General features: G+C 38.2%; 20 protein-coding genes. 14 read left to right on the top strand and 6 right to left on the bottom strand.

Annotation, left to right across the window (positions count from 1 at the left end; all coding sequences use genetic code 11):
• Positions 1-4: 4 nt before the first annotated feature.
• The 5 genes from AC1M83_RS06795 to AC1M83_RS06775 all read left to right on the top strand — a co-directional run bounded on the left by AC1M83_RS06795 (position 5) and on the right by AC1M83_RS06775 (position 4,474).
• Positions 5-610, top strand: a complete 606-nt coding sequence (locus tag AC1M83_RS06795) for an alpha/beta hydrolase (RefSeq protein WP_481590299.1) — start codon at positions 5-7, stop codon at positions 608-610.
• 84 nt (positions 611-694) lie between these two features.
• The gene (gene cysT / locus AC1M83_RS06790; protein WP_035267202.1) at positions 695-1,528 is read left to right on the top strand and encodes a sulfate ABC transporter permease subunit CysT; all 834 of its coding nucleotides are present in this window, start codon (positions 695-697) and stop codon (positions 1,526-1,528) included.
• Positions 1,525-2,415, top strand: a complete 891-nt coding sequence (gene cysW / locus AC1M83_RS06785) for a sulfate ABC transporter permease subunit CysW (protein ID WP_481589027.1) — start codon at positions 1,525-1,527, stop codon at positions 2,413-2,415. The genes cysT and cysW overlap by 4 nt, the downstream gene beginning before the upstream one ends.
• 12 nt (positions 2,416-2,427) lie before the next feature.
• Positions 2,428-3,489: a sulfate/molybdate ABC transporter ATP-binding protein gene (locus AC1M83_RS06780; protein ID WP_035267206.1), complete on the top strand. Its 1,062-nt coding sequence runs from the start codon at positions 2,428-2,430 to the stop codon at positions 3,487-3,489.
• Positions 3,490-3,544: 55 nt separating this feature from the next.
• Positions 3,545-4,474 (top strand): CysB family HTH-type transcriptional regulator, encoded by a 930-nt coding sequence (locus AC1M83_RS06775; protein ID WP_481590298.1) that lies wholly within the window; start codon positions 3,545-3,547, stop codon positions 4,472-4,474.
• A 94-nt stretch (positions 4,475-4,568) separates the two neighbouring features.
• On the opposite strand, the gene carO is transcribed toward AC1M83_RS06775, so the two are convergent.
• The gene (carO, locus tag AC1M83_RS06770) at positions 4,569-5,312 is read right to left on the bottom strand and encodes an ornithine uptake porin CarO (RefSeq protein WP_179997890.1); all 744 of its coding nucleotides are present in this window, start codon (positions 5,310-5,312) and stop codon (positions 4,569-4,571) included.
• A 298-nt stretch (positions 5,313-5,610) separates the two neighbouring features.
• On the opposite strand from carO, the gene dapD reads away from it, so the two are divergent.
• On the top strand, positions 5,611-6,432 hold the full coding sequence (dapD, locus tag AC1M83_RS06765) for a 2,3,4,5-tetrahydropyridine-2,6-dicarboxylate N-succinyltransferase (protein WP_179997889.1): 822 nt from the start codon (positions 5,611-5,613) through the stop codon (positions 6,430-6,432).
• 109 nt (positions 6,433-6,541) lie between these two features.
• On the top strand, positions 6,542-7,252 hold the full coding sequence (gene queE, locus AC1M83_RS06760) for a 7-carboxy-7-deazaguanine synthase QueE (protein ID WP_092767073.1): 711 nt from the start codon (positions 6,542-6,544) through the stop codon (positions 7,250-7,252).
• 72 nt (positions 7,253-7,324) lie between these two features.
• On the opposite strand, the gene filA is transcribed toward queE, so the two are convergent.
• Positions 7,325-8,200 (bottom strand): putative pilus system protein FilA, encoded by an 876-nt coding sequence (filA, locus tag AC1M83_RS06755; protein WP_481587782.1) that lies wholly within the window; start codon positions 8,198-8,200, stop codon positions 7,325-7,327.
• Between the two features lie 277 nt (positions 8,201-8,477).
• On the opposite strand from filA, the gene queC reads away from it, so the two are divergent.
• From queC to AC1M83_RS06740, 3 genes are all read left to right on the top strand, one after another.
• Positions 8,478-9,146 (top strand): 7-cyano-7-deazaguanine synthase QueC, encoded by a 669-nt coding sequence (gene queC / locus AC1M83_RS06750; protein ID WP_180028449.1) that lies wholly within the window; start codon positions 8,478-8,480, stop codon positions 9,144-9,146.
• Between the two features lie 16 nt (positions 9,147-9,162).
• Positions 9,163-9,576, top strand: coding sequence for a hypothetical protein (locus AC1M83_RS06745; RefSeq protein WP_481590297.1), 414 nt, complete (start codon positions 9,163-9,165; stop codon positions 9,574-9,576).
• An 87-nt stretch (positions 9,577-9,663) separates the two neighbouring features.
• On the top strand, positions 9,664-10,125 hold the full coding sequence (locus AC1M83_RS06740; protein WP_481590296.1) for a peroxiredoxin: 462 nt from the start codon (positions 9,664-9,666) through the stop codon (positions 10,123-10,125).
• A 57-nt stretch (positions 10,126-10,182) separates the two neighbouring features.
• Here AC1M83_RS06740 and AC1M83_RS06735 read toward each other — a convergent pair whose 3' ends face one another.
• Both AC1M83_RS06735 and AC1M83_RS06730 read right to left on the bottom strand, forming a co-directional pair.
• The gene (locus AC1M83_RS06735; protein ID WP_481590295.1) at positions 10,183-12,339 is read right to left on the bottom strand and encodes a TonB-dependent receptor; all 2,157 of its coding nucleotides are present in this window, start codon (positions 12,337-12,339) and stop codon (positions 10,183-10,185) included.
• A 132-nt stretch (positions 12,340-12,471) separates the two neighbouring features.
• Positions 12,472-13,074, bottom strand: a complete 603-nt coding sequence (locus tag AC1M83_RS06730; protein ID WP_481589021.1) for a LysE/ArgO family amino acid transporter — start codon at positions 13,072-13,074, stop codon at positions 12,472-12,474.
• A gap of 101 nt (positions 13,075-13,175) precedes the next feature.
• Here AC1M83_RS06730 and AC1M83_RS06725 point away from each other — a divergent pair, with 101 nt between their 5' ends.
• Complete coding sequence (locus tag AC1M83_RS06725; RefSeq protein WP_481590334.1) at positions 13,176-14,057, top strand: LysR family transcriptional regulator ArgP; 882 nt, start codon at positions 13,176-13,178, stop codon at positions 14,055-14,057.
• Positions 14,058-14,084: 27 nt separating this feature from the next.
• Here AC1M83_RS06725 and AC1M83_RS06720 read toward each other — a convergent pair whose 3' ends face one another.
• Both AC1M83_RS06720 and AC1M83_RS06715 read right to left on the bottom strand, forming a co-directional pair.
• A complete protein-coding gene (locus AC1M83_RS06720; protein WP_481589020.1) occupies positions 14,085-14,642 on the bottom strand; it encodes a YceI family protein in 558 nt (185 codons plus the stop codon).
• A 32-nt stretch (positions 14,643-14,674) separates the two neighbouring features.
• Positions 14,675-15,256, bottom strand: coding sequence for a nicotinate-nicotinamide nucleotide adenylyltransferase (locus tag AC1M83_RS06715; protein ID WP_481589019.1), 582 nt, complete (start codon positions 15,254-15,256; stop codon positions 14,675-14,677).
• Positions 15,257-15,359: 103 nt separating this feature from the next.
• Between AC1M83_RS06715 and AC1M83_RS06710 the strand changes: the two genes are divergently transcribed.
• From AC1M83_RS06710 to AC1M83_RS06700, 3 genes are all read left to right on the top strand, one after another.
• A complete protein-coding gene (locus AC1M83_RS06710) occupies positions 15,360-16,160 on the top strand; it encodes an enoyl-CoA hydratase-related protein (protein WP_180028453.1) in 801 nt (266 codons plus the stop codon).
• 56 nt (positions 16,161-16,216) lie between these two features.
• Positions 16,217-16,966 (top strand): nitroreductase family protein, encoded by a 750-nt coding sequence (locus AC1M83_RS06705; protein WP_481589018.1) that lies wholly within the window; start codon positions 16,217-16,219, stop codon positions 16,964-16,966.
• A gap of 158 nt (positions 16,967-17,124) precedes the next feature.
• Positions 17,125-17,379, top strand: a complete 255-nt coding sequence (locus AC1M83_RS06700) for a hypothetical protein (RefSeq protein ID WP_481590294.1) — start codon at positions 17,125-17,127, stop codon at positions 17,377-17,379.
• Positions 17,380-17,470: the final 91 nt, after the last annotated feature.

The following is a 17,470-nucleotide window of genomic DNA, read 5'->3' as shown; positions in this document are numbered from 1 at the left end:
TGACATGATACATACACTCATTGTACCCGGCGTCGGCGGAAGTGATGAAAATCATTGGCAATCATGGTTGCAACGTCAAGTCATGCCATGCTCACGTGTTCAACAAGATGATTGGAACTTTCCTTTACTCTCAGATTGGATCCATCGTTTTGTAGAAAAAATTTCGCAGATAGATGCACCCGTACAGATTGTTGCACATAGTTTTGGCTGTTTAACGTCTGTCGCTGCTCTGCATCAGCACCCAGAAATAGCACAGAAAGTTAAACAACTGGTTTTAGTTGCACCAGCCAATCCAAGTCGTTTTGGTGAGAATGGTTTTGCTCGTTTGAGTTTGACTGATTATAGTTTTTACTTTCATCAAATTAAGATTAGCGTTCCCACAAAAATGCTCATCAGTGAAAATGATCCGTGGTTAGGTTTTGAGGATGCAAAAAAACTAGCAAAATCATGGGGTGTAAAACCGATTAACTTAGGTCAAGTTGGTCATATTAATGTTGATTCAGGATTTGGACCATTTCCAGAGATCTTCGATTTTTTGATTCATGAAAAGTTGTCGAACTATATCAATAGTATTGATAATGGCAAGTTGTATTACAAATTTGCAATTTAAAGTTCGCCACTTATTCTTGATAAATTTTTCAATTCAATTGCTTATTGATTTCGGTAAGCTTTTTCTCTCATTTGAGGAGTAGTCATGTCGCAGCGATCCCGAGTGCTGCCAGGATTTGGTCTATCTCTAGGCTTTACCCTAGCGTATTTATCTTTAATTGTGCTCATACCCTTGTCGGCTGTTTTTATTAAGTCTTTAGGTATTGGCTGGGAAGGTTTATGGGAGATTTTAAGCTCTGAGCGTATCTTAAAATCATTACAACTAAGTTTCAGTGCTGCACTTATTGCTGCCTTCATTAATGTTGTATTTGGCTTATTACTCGCTTGGTGTCTCGTGCGCTATAGTTTCCCTGGTAAACGAATTGTTGATGCATTGGTTGATTTACCCTTTGCGTTACCAACAGCTGTTGCTGGGATTGCATTAACATCTTTATATGCTCCGACAGGCTGGATTGGTCAATATCTTGAACCCTTAGGCATTAAAGTCGCTTATAGTCCTATTGGGATTACATTAGCCCTGATATTTATTGGCTTACCTTTTGTGGTTCGTACAGTACAACCTGTACTGAGTGACTTAGAGACTGAACTTGAAGAAGCAGCGTCAGCATTGGGTGCAAATCGACTGCAAATTGTAACCAAAGTGATTTTACCAATTCTTTTCCCTGCTTTAATCACAGGATTTGCTCTCGCTTTTGCCCGTGGCGTGGGTGAATATGGTTCGGTCATCTTTATCGCAGGTAACCAACCCTTCGAAACTGAAATTGCGCCATTAATGATTATTTCTCGATTGGAAGAATATGACTATGCAGGTGCAACAACGATCGCCGTTGTCATGCTCCTTATTTCATTCGCTATCTTGTTCTTGATTAACTTGTTACAAGCATGGGCGAGTCGTCGTACAGGGAGAACTGCACAATGAGTTTGAATACAAATAGCAATGCTTTAGCGGAAAAATTGCAATCTCGTGATGCGACGCGTGAACCGACTTGGGTTCGTTATACACTCATTGTCATTGCCATGATTTTCTTCCTCAGTTGCTTAATCCTGCCTTTGATTTTAGTTTTTGTTGAAGCATTCAAACAGGGTATCGGCGTTTATGCGCAAGCTTTAGTTCATCCAGACACGTTGTCGGCTGTAAAGCTCACCTTACTAACAGCTGCAATTGCTGTACCGCTCAACGTAGTATTTGGTGTGGCTGCAGCTTGGTCTGTTGCGAAATTTAATTTCCGTGGTAAATCCATATTGACCACGATTATTGATATGCCTTTCTCAGTATCACCTGTAATCGCAGGTTTGATGTTGGTATTAATGTTTGGTACGCAAGGTTGGTTCGGTGGATGGCTGATGGATAACGACATTAAGATTCTATATGCCGTTCCAGCAATTGTACTAGCAACCATCTTTATTACAGTTCCTTTTGTGGCGCGTGAGCTCATCCCTCTGATGGAAGCTCAAGGTACAGAAGAAGAGGAAGCGGCAATCGTTTTAGGTGCTTCAGGCTGGCAAACTTTTTGGAAAATCACGATTCCAAATATCAAATGGGGCTTGATATACGGGGTTATTCTTTGTAACGCACGTGCAATGGGTGAATTCGGGGCAGTCTCTGTAGTATCGGGTCATATTCGTGGAGAGACCAATACATTGCCACTGCATGTAGAGATTCTCTACAACGAATATACCTTTAGTGCAGCATTTGCTGTTTCATCCCTCTTGGCTTTATTGGCGATTGTGACATTGATTCTTAAAACATGGGTCGAAATTCGCCAAGAGAAATTAAGCAAACGTAATGAAGATTCTACAGTTTAAAGGAAGTATCCGATGAGTATTCAAGTTAAAAATATTGAAAAACACTTTGGTGCTTTCCATGCACTAAACAATATCTCCCTAGATTTTCCTGATGGCCAACTCGTAGCATTATTAGGACCTTCAGGCTGCGGTAAAACAACTCTACTTCGCATTATTGCTGGTCTTGAATCTGCCGACAGCGGTCAAGTGATCCTCGAAGGTCAAGATTCAACGAATGTTCATGTCCGTGAACGTCAAGTTGGCTTCGTATTCCAACATTATGCTTTATTCCGTCATATGACAGTATTTGACAATATTGCTTTTGGTTTACGTGTTCGTCCACGTTCTACACGCCCCTCAGAATCTGAAATAAAAAAAAGGGTTACACGACTTCTCGATTTAGTTCAATTAGGATTCTTAGCAGATCGTTATCCAGCACAATTGTCTGGTGGACAGCGTCAACGTATTGCACTTGCACGTGCGCTTGCAGTTGAACCTCGTGTACTACTTCTGGATGAGCCATTTGGCGCACTTGATGCAAAAGTTCGTAAAGAGTTACGTCGCTGGCTGAGAACTTTACATGATGAACTCCACATCACCTCGATTTTTGTAACCCACGATCAAGAAGAAGCGCTTGAAGTTGCAGATCAAATCATTGTAATGAATAAAGGTAATGTTGAACAAATTGGCTCACCTCGTGAAGTTTATGAAAAACCAGCAACGCCTTTTGTATTTGACTTCTTAGGTCAAGCCAATAAGTTCGAAGGTCATAATCAAGCGGGAATCGTACAGATCGGAAATGATCGCATTCAACTGCCTTTAGCTAAAGATGCACCTGAAGGTAAAGTGATTGCCTTCATTCGACCAGATGAGTTTCAAATTCACGCTCAACCTACAGACAATGCAATTCAAGCAACGTTCTTACGTGAAGTTTGGATTGCAGGAAAAGTGGTTGCCGAACTTCAAGGTCAAGATGGCAATCTCATCGAAATTCTACTCACTCCAGATGAAGCTAAACTGCATCAATTCCGCCCAAATCAATCGGTTTGGTTAACGACTAATACATTGCACTTATTTGCACAAGAAAACGCATAAAAATGTGTAGATGGGGCTTTTATATAGCCCCATCATTTTAAAGGTAACAAAGACTATGAACTTTCAACAATTAAGAATTATTCGAGAAACCGTCAGACAAAATTTTAATTTAACGGAAGCTTCCGCTGCCCTTTACACGTCTCAATCAGGCGTAAGTAAACATATTAAAGATTTAGAAGATGAATTAGGTGTTCAACTATTTATCCGAAAAGGTAAACGCTTATTAGGGTTAACTGAACCTGGTCAAGCTTTGCTCGGTATTGTGGAGCGCATGCTGGTCGATGCAGACAATATTAAACGATTAGCCGATGATTTTAATCGTGTAGATGAAGGTACATTAACCATCGCAACCACTCATACTCAAGCGAGATATGTATTACCACCAATTGTAAATTCATTCAAAAAATTATTTCCTAAAGTTCATTTGATTTTGCAACAAGCAAGCCCAACTGAAATCACTGAAATGTTACTTTTAGGCGATGCTGATATTGGTATTGCTACTGAGAATCTAACTACTGAAGAAAACTTAGCAAGTGTTCCTTTTTATAACTGGAAACACAGTATTATTACGCCTCAAGGTCATCCACTTACTCAAATAGCAGCGCGAGAGATTAGCTTAGAACATTTGGCAGAGTATCCGATTATTACCTATCACGGTGGTTTTACGGGACGTTCAAAGATTGATAAAGCCTTTGAAGACTCAGGACTTGATGTTGATTTAGTGATGTCTGCGCTTGATGCTGATGTAATCAAAACTTATGTTGAATTAGGTATGGGTGTCGGGATTGTCAACGATGTTGCCTACGATACAGAACGAGATCATCGCTTAAAACAAATTAATACTGATTTATTCGGGGTGAATACCACTTGGATTGCTGTACGTAAAGGTCATTTGTTACGTGGATACGGTTACGAGTTTATTTCGCTATGTGCACCTAGTGCTGATATCAAAGCGTTAAAACGAGTAGCTTATCCTGAAGATTAACAAGCTACAAATAATAAAGGCACCATAGCGCCTTTATTATTTGCATTAACTTGCATAAAAAAACGAGCCGAAGCTCGTTTTTTTTAATTGCATCTTACCAGTGGAAGCTCACACCCACTTTACCGACTGGAAGCCACTCATATTTGTCTTTAGATTCAATTTTCGCTTCTAAAGCTTCAGCTGCATCAGCACCAGTACCAGTACCACCAACTTCAGCTAAACCTACTGAAGTAATATTTGCAGAAGGGTTACCAGTGTAATAAGCACCTACTTCACCAAATACACCGAAGTTTTTATTGATTTTAGGAGCAAAACCAAAACCTACGTATGGAGCAAAGTCATTTTTGTATGACATTTTACCATCGATGAAACCTTGACCAGATGGAGCGTTGTAATTTTTGCCATCAATCTTAACAACATCATTTGTATTGTTTAAGCGCTTAGTAACATCGTATTCATTATCGATATATGCTACACCAGCAGCCATATATAGACCTTGAGCCCATGGATTTTGACTCGCGCCCCAAGGACGAATCTCAGCATTTAAGTATGCCAAACTATTATCCATATCTAAATCGTACTTAGTACCGTCAATAGATAAATCATCAGACCAAGAGATATCACCACCGTTGTAACCTAAAGCAAGACCAACGTATGGGTTAGCAGTCCAAAGTAATGCACCACCGTAACCAGTTGTACCAACTTCAGCACGAACACCAGTAGGGATTAATTGATTAGCTTCAAATACATTACCTGTACGTACAACTTGAGTGTCCGCCATAGCGAAGCCTGAAACAGATAATGCTGTTGTAACAGCGAGTAATTTTAACACTTTCATTTTTTTCTCCTCAAAGAAATGAGTTGTTCTTTAATCATTAATGTGTTCGACTCGGAAGCATCTTAATGGAGATTTCAAAGCTGGTTAATATTCAAATTGATGCTTTTTTGTTATTTTTTGATACAATTTTGATTTAGTTGTTGTTTTATAAATAATTTGCACTTAAGTCTTTTATTAACTTTTATTAACATACTTATAAAGAATAGTCATTATTGTCGGACATTTTTTCAGGATTAATTGTAATTTTTATAATCAATTTAGTGTAAAATCTTGGAAATTTTTTTTGGAAGAGAAGATTATGTCTCAGCTTTCGTCAATCATCGAACAAGCGTTTGAAGATCGTGCAAACTTCACAGCTACAGATTGCCCTGCTGAAATTCGCCAAGCAGTCGAGGAAGCAATTGCGGGCTTAGATAATGGTTCATTACGTGTTGCTGAAAAGATTGATGGTGAATGGGTTGTTCATCAATGGTTAAAAAAAGCTGTTCTATTGTCATTCAAACTCAATGATAATAAACCAATCGAATCATGCGATCTCCAATTCTATGACAAAGTAGACACTAAATTTACGGGTTGGACTGAAGAGCAATTTAAAGCAGCTGGTGTACGTGTTGTACCGCCTGCAGTTGCACGCAAAGGTTCTTACCAAGCTAAGAATGTTGTGCTTATGCCATCTTATGTCAATATTGGCGCTTATGTTGATGAAGGTACGATGGTTGATACATGGGCGACTGTAGGTTCTTGTGCGCAAATTGGTAAAAATGTTCACCTTTCTGGTGGTGTTGGGATTGGCGGTGTACTTGAGCCTCTTCAAGCGAACCCTACGATCATTGAAGACAATTGTTTTATCGGTGCACGTTCTGAAATCGTTGAAGGTGTAATCGTTGAAGAAGGTTCAGTGATTTCAATGGGTGTTTACATTGGTCAATCAACTAAGATTTATGACCGTGAAACTGGTGAAATTCACTACGGTCGTGTTCCAGCAGGTTCAGTGGTAGTTTCTGGTAGCCTTCCTTCTAAATGCGGTAAATACAGCTTATATGCTGCAATTATCGTAAAAAAAGTCGATGCTCAGACTCGTGCTAAAACAAGTTTGAACGACTTATTACGCGCTGACTAATTTTTTTATACTTTATAGTATTTGGAGTACACTCCACATCTCTACGGTTAGTAATAATCGTAGAGATTTTTCTTTTATATAATCTCTATTTTAGTTTGGTTTTGTCGATATGAGTAATTTGCGATCTTCCGCTATTCCTGTTTCTGATCCGTCTGCGGGTTTACGTATTACGGAGATCTTCTATTCATTACAAGGTGAAGCCAACACTTCAGGCTTACCTACAGTGTTTATACGCTTAACAGGTTGTCCACTGCGTTGTACTTATTGTGATACCACCTATTCTTTTGAAGGCGGTGAACGTCAGTCTTTAGAGGATATTATCCAGACCACGCTTGATTTTAAAACACCTTATATTTGTGTTACTGGTGGTGAACCATTAGCCCAACCCAATGCGTTACCACTCATGGAGCGTCTAGCAGATTTAGGCTGTGAAGTTTCCCTTGAAACGAGTGGAGCACTAGATGTTTCAAAAGTGGATCGTAGAGTTTCCAAAGTCCTAGATTTAAAGACACCAACTTCAGGTGAAGACTCACGTAATTTAATGAGTAATTTAGACCATTTAACTCAACATGATCAGATTAAATTTGTCATATGCAATCGTGAAGATTATGAATGGTCTAAACAACAAGTGAATCAATATGAATTGCACAAGCGTGTAAGTACCGTTTGGTTCTCACCTGCGTTTGCTGTTGAAAAAGGTGCTGCAAAGTTACCGCAACTTGCGCGTGATTTAGCACAATGGATCTTAGAGGATCACTTACCAGTTCGTTTCCAGCTTCAATTACATAAGTTGCTCTGGAATGACGAAACAGGTCGTTAAAATGTAACAAATAGCTCAAATTAAAAACAGTACAGCACTTTTTGTGCTGTTTTTTAAAGAGAAAATGATCTTTTAGTGCGCTGACACTTTAATGGTCGTGCCATTTAAATTAATCCCTTTCATTGAAATATCCCCAATCTTATTATTTATTGTTGATGCATCTCCAACGCCTACTCCCCATAACATTGCATTAAAGCCATTTTGATCTCCAAGACGATTTATTTTGAGTTCCAGTCCATCTGTACGTATCGAACCTGCAACATCGAAATCAAGATTATTGATGCCGAAACGCCCTGGTTGAGTATTTTTTAAATTAATAAATTCTATTCCGAATGCGCCACCACCATCATGATCGTGGACTTTGAAGCCCTCTAAACGTAAGCCGTCTTTAAATATTCCATTCAGTTTTAAAAGACTGCCTTGAGGTGCTGAACCGAGCTGAATATTGGTAGAGAGATTGGATACATAAAATTTCATATTATCCATTATTTTAACGGGGTCACTATAGCCTCGTCCTGTTGGACTAACTTGACCCGATTTACCCACCCAAATATCACCGGTATTAATAATAATATCTTCAGGAACAAATACACCTAAATTCAGAAAAGGGCCTGTAGTACTACTCCCTCCTTGAGCATCGATTTTTAAGGTAATACTAATATCTGCCGAACCAGAAGAAAGTGATAATGGATTCTTACTACGACCATTCGCTGTACCGAAAATTAAGGCACCTGCTTTTGTGTTTCCTTCGTTGTAATCTGGCCCGAATCCACTGTTATCGTGCCAAATCAAATCAGCTTGAATGGGTCCACCTGGTAAAAGGCTAATCGTAATACCATCTTGTGCTGCATATGTTGACAATTCTTGATCTGAAAGCTCCTCAAATGCAAAAGAATTTGTACTGATCAACGCAGCAGTGGTTAAAATTAAAGTATTAATTTGATTCATTTTCATTCCGTAAAAATTATTTTTGTAAGTTTTAATCAAGTGTTTGTTAAATTATATTTAATATTTAAACAAAAACAACAACTGTTTAAACTTTATTCGACTCAAAAGAGAGTTTTATCTCATCTTCTAAAACGAACATTTCGCGTTCTTTATAATTATCTCATTTAGTTTTGTGACTTATGCAGATCTATATATTCAAAAAATTTATACCCCATTATTCTTTATATAATCAGTTATAATTCATTTTTTATTTACTTTAATTTTTTGGAGTTCTCCTATGCGCCCTCGTGCCATTGTATTGTTATCAGGTGGTTTAGACTCAACGACTTGCTTGGCTTGGGCGCAAGCACGCTATGAATGTATCGCTTTAAGTTTTATGTATGGTCAACGCTCAACAACTGAATTGGATGCTGCACGTAAACTGACACAACAAGCAGGCGTTGAACATCGCGTGATTAATATAGATTTGGGTAATTTAGGTGGTTCTGCATTAACTGATCATTCCATTGATGTTCCTGATCAAGAACAAGAAGGGATCCCTGTCACTTATGTTCCAGCACGTAATACGATTTTCCTGTCTTATGCACTTGCAGCAGCAGAAGTGTTTGACGCAGAAGCCATCGTAATTGGAATTAATGCGGTAGATTATTCGGGTTATCCAGATTGTCGACCAGAATTTATTGAAGCATTTGCCAATATGGCAAGATTAGCGACAAAAGTAGGTGTGGAAGGAAAACCTCTTAAATTTGAAACACCTTTACTACAATTATCCAAAGCAAATATTATTCGCTTAGGCATCGAACATGGCGTAGACTACAGTCAAACGGTGTCATGCTATCAAGCAGATGACCAAGGACGAGCTTGTGGAAAATGCGACAGCTGTCGTTTGCGTAAACAAGGTTTTGCAGATGCTGGCGTTGAAGACCCAACTCGTTATATACCGTAATAACAGGGTGCCATATATGAAAAATTTAAAATCAAACATTATTCTTTCAGCGATTGTTTCTGCTGCAGCACTTTTCGGTTCTGCGGCTCAAGCAAATGAGCCGAATAATAAAATGCAGCAAGCCTACAAAAGTACTAACGTAAAATCTGCACTGATTAATGTTTGTAAGGAAGAAACTGCTAAAGGGAACAAGCTTTCTGCTACTGAAGTCAGCAAATATTGTACATGTGCAATTGAAGCAGACGGCAAGCTAACTAATGCTCAAAAATGGGAAATCCAAAGTGCGATTAACCAAAAGAAAAGCCCTTCTACTTTAGCTATCGTGAAGAAACAGAACGCTGATCTTCAAGCATGCTTCGGCCCACAGTTAACGTCTAAGCTACAGTCGTTAACAGAGGAAGCAATGAAAGCAGCACAAGCTAAAAAATAATCGCAGTTTACATAAGATAGCCACCTCGTGTGGCTATTTTTTTTGAATTCCCCTATAAATGTAGTGACAAATTTTGAGGAAAATATAATGTCTACGGAAACGATTAGTTTACCCAATCAAACATTCCCAACGACTACAGGTTCTGTGAATTTAACTGAGTTGAATACAGATTGGCTCATCATTTATTTTTATCCAAAAGATTCAACACCTGGGTGTACAACGCAAGCTGTTGGTTTTTCATGTTTGAAAGATCAGTTTGATGCGCTTCATACCACTATTTTCGGTGTTTCTAGAGACTCAGTGAAAGCCCATCAAAACTTCACCGAAAAGCAATCTTTAACAATTGATTTGATTAGCGATAAAGAAGAAGTGCTTTGCCAACACTTTGATGTGATTAAAGAGAAAAATATGTATGGAAAAAAAGTGATGGGGATTGAGCGCTCAACTTTTATTTTTCATCAAGGAAAACTCGTTAAAGAATATCGTAAAGTCAAAGCTGCAGGGCATGCTGAACAAGTGCTTGAAGATTTAAAAGCTTTGCAAAGCTAATAAAAAAACCCACGATTGACGTGGGTTTCATCTATTTATACTTCTTTTTAACTACGATTAGAAATCAAAACTTACACCAAGTTTATAAGTTCTTGATCCACCAATCAGCGCATAATTCGAGTTAAAAGCACCTTCCCAATATTTTTTATCTGTAATGTTATCAACATTAGCTAAGAACGTCGTATTCACGTCACCAAGCTTGGTCTTATAACGTGCACCTAAATCGATGACAGTATAATCTGGAAGTTCCAAGGTATTGGTATCATTTAAATACTGTTCGCTGACATAACTTGCTCTGGCATTTAAATTTAATCCTTCGAGTTGTGGGACATCATAATCCACCCCAAGCGTTGCGGTAAAATCAGGTACGCCAAAAACTTGATTTCCTTGATTCATTTGAGCTTTGGAATATTTTGCATCAATATAAGCCATACTTCCCATTAGGTTTAAATCTTCAGTAATCGCTCCAGAAAATGACCACTCAATGCCGCGTGATCGAGTTTCAGCACCATCTGTTGTAATTTGATTAATTGTTACACCATTTTCTGTATAAGGTTCAATCGACTTGCTCATCGTGCTTGGTTTTTCAATTTGATAAAGTGCCAGCGTATTCAGCCAAGTTCCATGCTGATGTTTTGCACCTAACTCATATTGCTTCGTCACAAACGGCGCAAAAGTGACTTTGTCGTTTGCATCATTGACATTATCAACGGTCGATCCTTCTGATAACCCTTCTACATAGCTTGCATATAGTGACAAGTCTTCACCAAAAGGTTTAACGATGATCCCTAAACTTGGTGAAATACGGTCTTCTTGGTAATTTTTTTTGGTCTGTAAATTATTCGTTTCAATATCTTGATAACGAGCGCCTACAATCAATTGAAGCTGATCATTCAATAATGAAATTTGATCAGTCAATGTATAACTGATGTACTTATTATCTGCTAAAGGTGCAATTTCTGGACGCTGTAAAGGCATATTGCCTTCTTTACTTGGGTCATAAAGATTGGTGTTAAAATCTAAAGGAGGAGCTCCACGTCCTTTATGTTGATCCGATTTTTTATTTAAATAATCTGCACGCAATCCAACATTATGCTGTATTCCAGCAGTATCAAATTTTCCTTCAACCCCAATGTGTGCTGTTTTATTTTTTTCATTTGCACCCACTCGGTAATATTGGGAAGAGGCATCGCCGTCCTCATTCTTTACGATCATTCGTGTACCGAATAAATGACCATCATATGATTTTTCAGCATATCCTAGACCAGCAAAGGTTTTCAAATAGGGAGAAAATTGATATTCACCTGATAAGCCAGCAAATTTACTGTCAGAATTCCCTTCTAACCACGGAAAATAGTTTTGGTCACCTTTAGGCGGTGCAATGACTTTATTAACTGTATCTTTTCCACCCAGTGCAACCATTGTTGGTGACCCACCATCGCGATTTTGCTTAATAGCATAACTATCAAAATTAATTTTAAGTTTATCCGTGGTGTAATCCGCAGCGATGGAACCAAGAACTAGGCGATCATTCATATCATTAATGATATGTTCACCATCACCATATGCACCATTGACCCGAACACCAAACTCACGGTTTGCACCAAATCGTCTTGAGACATCAATACCTGATTGATAGTAGCCGCCATCTTGGTATTGTGTTTTTAGTCTTGTCATGTCTTGGTCAGCGCGTTTAGAGTTGGCAATGACCACACCACCAACGCCTCCATTCGGTGCCATACCAGCGACAATTGCATTTGGTCCTTTCAAAACTGTCACTGATTCTAAAAATTCAGTCGGCACTTTTCCGTATGGTGCAATACCATAAAATCCATTGTAGTTCATATCCTCATGATTTAAGTCAAAACCACGAATTTTGAAGTTTTCGTTTAAATGACCTTGATTTGTCGTCAGTCGAATACTGGCATCATTTTTTAAAACATCACCTACGGTGGATGCCTGTCTTTCTCGTATTAATTGCTCCTCATATTGCATTACAGTGAATGGTGTATCGATTAATTTTTTTTCACCTAAAGCACCCAACTTAGATACATTGCTTAATTTTCCATCTGCATAAGCATTTATCGCTTCAGCTTGTGTTGTAATCGTAGGAAGTTGGTTTTGATCATTTGCCCATGTGATAGTCGCTATACCGCCACTCATCATAAGAACACTTACAGATTGAGAGAGTAATTTGGTACTGTAATTTTTCATTTTCGGAACAATTAATAATAATGAGAATCATTATTATATGATTCTCATTATTATCTTTATGTGAGTTTTTGTTCATTAAATGTTGTCATCTAATCGACGTACAAGCTTTAGAGGAATTTATCTAATCAATATTCATATAATTAAGTGATAGGCGATGTACCACATGATTAAAGCAATCAAAATATCCAAGACTTGCCATGCGCGGGGATTGTGAAAGTAAGCTGATAGATATTGCGCACCAAAACCCAAACTAAAGAAAAATAACCATGATGCCGTGATCGCACCGATAGCAAACGATAATAAGTGATCTTCAAATTGCGTCGATATTGCGCCTACAAGCACGACAGTATCTAGATACACATGGGGATTCAGCCATGTGAATGCCAAGCAAACGAGAATAATTTTAAACCATGAAACAGCCGTATGATGATCAAGACTCATCGTTTTTTTGGGCGAAAATGCTTGATAAAAATGATGGACACCATATATCACTAGAAATGCAGCGCCACCCCATTGTGCATATGTCATCACTTGTGGATGGACTGAGATAAACTGCCCAAATCCAAATACACCAGCCAAAATTAAAAGTGAGTCTGAAAAGGCGCAAATGAGGCAAATAGACAGAACATATTCTTTTTTTAAGCCCTGTTTAAGCACAAAAGCATTCTGAGCACCTATCGCCATAATCAAACTTAAACTCGTTACAAAGCCATTAAAGAGTACGGATAAAGACATAAAACACCTAATATTTATCATTAGGCGGATTATGAACAATTCAATCTTAAATTGAGTATTATTAAATTAATATTAAGTTCATTAAGTTTTATTAAATCATGATGTTCAATTATAAAGACTGTGTCGCGTTTATCACCGTGGCGGAAACTGGAAGTTTTGATCTGGCTGCTAAAAAGCTTTGTCTCTCTGCGGCTGCAATTACTTTTCGAATCCAACAATTGGAACGGCAGATTGGGCAGACATTAATCCTGAGAGAACGACCTTGTCGTGTGACACATTCAGGTGAAATATTGCTTGAACATTTATTAAGGCAAAAGCGTCAAGAAGAAAATGTTCTGCAACTTATTCAGGGGAAAAATCTAAATTCTGAGTTTTATAAAATTATCATTGGAACGAATGCAGATTCATTAGAAACTTGGCTTTTGCCCACGATTGCTAAACAATTAATAGAGCATAAAATCACAATACAACTTCGAATAGATGATCAGGATCATACGCATCAATTAATGGAATCTGGCTATGTAAATGCGTGTATAAGTGCTGAATCCCAACCTAAGACAGGTTGCCACTCAGAATTTTTGTTCACGATGCGTTATCAAATGGTATGTACGCCAGAATTCAAAATAACATGGTTTAAAAACGGACTAAATCGCGATTCCTTTCGCCGTGCGCCTGCGGTCATCTTTAATGATAAAGATCATTTACATGAAACGGTTCTATTGAATCAATTTGGATTACCGCAATCTAGTTATCCATATCATTATGTCCCCTCCTCAAAGTCATTTGTCGATGCAATCCAACTCGGCTTAGGCTATGGCATGGTGCCTGAACTGCAAATTCAACACTTACTCGATCAAGGACTATTGATTTGTTTGTTGCCTGAGGCAACACAAGACGTTGATCTATATTGGCATCATTGGAAACAGCAGTCCCTACAACTCAAACATATTACTGACATACTCATGACACTAAAAAAGCAGTGAGTGAATCACTGCTTTCTTTTCATCGATTTAGTTGGCTTTCCATTGCCCTTCAAGCTTGATATTCACTTTTTCGCCAATTCCACCAATCGCTTTGCGCATACCGAAATCACTCCGGTTGATGACTGTTGAAGATTGTACATTCAACACATTTGGATTCAATGCATTTGGAGTTAAAGTTGTATCAAATGAAACTGGGCGCGTCACACCACGCATGGTGAGTTGTCCATCAAATTTGTATTTATTATTTCCTAAAGCACGAATTTGATTACTTTGAAAGGTCACAGTTTTATATTTGCTTGCATGAAAGAAACTGTCACCAAAGACCATATCCTTTAAAGAGTTTTTGCTCAGTTTAAGGCTATTCACATCCATCACAAATTTAGCTGAACCTTGATTAGGCTGTGCCGGATCAAAACTCATCTGTGATTGATACTTTTGAAATTGCCCATTTACAATCGACATTCCTGCAGATCGGATATCAAAGCTGATCTTACTGCTAGGTGATAGTGTCCATGTTTGCGCTTGAGCAAAAACAGAAGCAGACAATAGCACTGTGGCCAAACTCATTTGTGTAATAGTACGCACGATTTCCCTCGGTTTTCTTGTGTTAAACACAATCATTCAATTGATTCACTCAAACTTGTACTGTCTTGACGTTGGTATTTAGTTTTCAGTTGTTTGTAAATTTCTAAATTTTGAAACGCTTGTAAAAATTGAATGGTTCCGTGGGGAAGTTCTTTTTCCATAATTTCCCCCCGATAGTATGCTTCACGAAGTGGTGTTGCAGAAATTGCACCTTTTAAACTATCGAGTTCCAACATCTCCCATTCTGGGAAAAATTTGAGGTAATAGGATGAGTCATCTTTAAAGTGACCGATTAAGCCGACTTGATCACTTGGCTGTACTACATCCGCCACTAAAGATTTGACCAATTTTTGCCATTTTTCATCATTATAAACATCAATGACGTGTACAAATTTGATTCTTGCCTGTTGATCAGGAGAAAAGTTAGACAAAATCATCTGTTCACGTTCAATGGCTAAAAATGGATTTTTTATATTCCGCTCTAATTGAGCAGAACCAAGCGCTAAAATAACGTTCTGGCTATGCGTCAGCGCAATTTTAATGGTTTCCATATGTGCCAAATGAAAAGGCTGAAAACGTCCGATATAAACCAAATAATCAAATTTATAATTCATCGCCAAGTCACGTTTATGAACTGATCAGTTATGTCACTCTTCGCCAGAATACGACATAATAGATTTCATAAAATCTATATTAATTGAAAGCAAGGATAGTACGATGTCATTAAGTTGTATTCAACAACCTCATGAGCATTTAAATGCAAAATTAGAAGATGGTGTGCTGACCTTGGCGATTAATCGTCCTAAAGCCAAAAATGCATTATACGGCGAATTATACCTATGGATCGCCAAAGCCCTTGATGAAGCAGACAAAGATCAAGCTGTTCGTGTGGTCATTTTACGTGGCGAAGATGCGGATTTCAGTGCTGGTAATGATATGCAAGACTTCATGAAATCTGCGGCGATGAAAGATCAAATTCGTCCAGAAGATGGTCCTCCTTTTGTGCTTTTAAAATCTGCTGCTAAATTTTCTAAACCCTTGATTGCTGCGGTACGTGGTGTCGCAATTGGTATTGGCGTAACGATCTTATTGCATTGTGACTTAGTTTATGCAGATAACACTGCTTTGTTCCAAATTCCATTTGTAAGCTTAGGTCTTTCACCTGAAGGCGCATCTAGTAAATTACTAGCACGTCAAGCAGGTCATGTGAAAGCAGCAGAACTTTTATTAACTGCTGATAAATTCGACAGTGAAAAAGCATTGGCTGCAAACTTGATCAACAGTATTGAATCTGACGTTTATGCAATTGCCGCTCAAAAAGCCACTCAACTGGCTTCACTACCACTTGCTTCTCTCGTGCAATCTAAAGCCTTAATGAAACATGATGTTGATGAGATCGTGTCCTGGATTGATCATGAAGCAGTAATCTTTATGGGGCGCGTCGGTTCTCCAGAAATGATGGAAGCTGTACAAGCTTTTATGCAAAAACGTAAACCTGATTTCACACAATTTAATTAAGCTAAAAGATCCGAGTCTCACGACTCGGTGAATACTCTCTATCTAAGGAATGGATCATGACGACTGAAAAAAAACGCTACTACGAACCTGCACCACAAGGCATTGATGTTGAAAATTTCAAAAAGGTCGTGACCAGTCGTCGATCTGTTCGGAAGTTTACAGAAAAACCTATACCGTCTGATATCCTCGATCAATGTTTAGATTTAGCACTCTTGGCCCCTAATTCATCTAACTTACAACCTTGGACTTTTTATGTTGTCCAAAATCCTGAAAAGAAACAAAAGATTGTAAAAGCGTGTCTAAATCAATGGGCTGCGCGCACAGCGGCTGAATTGATTGTCTGTGTCGCACGTACAGATCGAATTAATGAAATGGCAAAGCTGAATATTCAAGAATTTCCATTTCCTGAGATTCCTCCACTCGTCAAAAAATATTACACCTATATTCCACTGAATTATAAAACGGGTTACTTAAATGCAATTGGTAACTTTAAGAAAGTAACTTTCAAAGTAGCACGTACTTTTGACAAACAAATGCCTGTTACCGCTTTTACACCTGCGGATGCCAAACTTTGGGCAGCGAAGACAACAGCTTTAGCCTGCGAAAATCTTGTACTCGCGCTCAGAGCTTATGGATTCGACAGTTGTATGATGGAAGGTTTTGACGAACCTTTAGTATGTAAAACATTGGGGCTAAATGCTAAAGAGTTTCCAATTATGGTCATTGGTGCGGGAGAGCGTGCTGAAGATGGTGTGTTCTTCCCACAATATCGTTTCGATCGAGACTTATTTATTCAAAAAGTTTAAATGTAATATCACACATTTTTGATGACTTATTTTTCGTGTTGACACTTCAAACAATTGCTTAATGTTTGTAGTGTCAATTTTTTCTTTTATCTCGATTTATATTTTTGATTGTATTTTTCCAAAAATGATTTTAAGCCAAAATATTAATTGAGAATAAGATGAAAATTAAACTTCCCTCAAGCATTGTTAAACATATAGATTATTCATCTCTTGTAAATGGTCAAGCTTTTGATCCAAACACTGCGACACACACACCTGTCGGGAAATATACCTGTGTACACTACGGGATCATGATTCCTAATCTACCTGCCCCATTCAACTTTTTAAATATGATTGTGGTTGCAGGACAACCTCTCGTTAAAATATTCAGGTCAATTCAAAGGTCAGCATATTCAGGGTCGAGGTTATATTGAGTATATTGATCCTATAAGCAATTAAGCGCTTCAAAATAAACTTTCAATAATTAAGCCTCATGAGATGGGGCTTTGACATTTAAAGACATGT

The sequence above is a fragment of the Acinetobacter sp. 25-47-130 genome, from assembly GCF_056779705.1.
The sequence above is the reverse complement of the archived record's forward strand: the minus strand, read 5'-3'. Positions and strand labels throughout refer to the sequence as shown.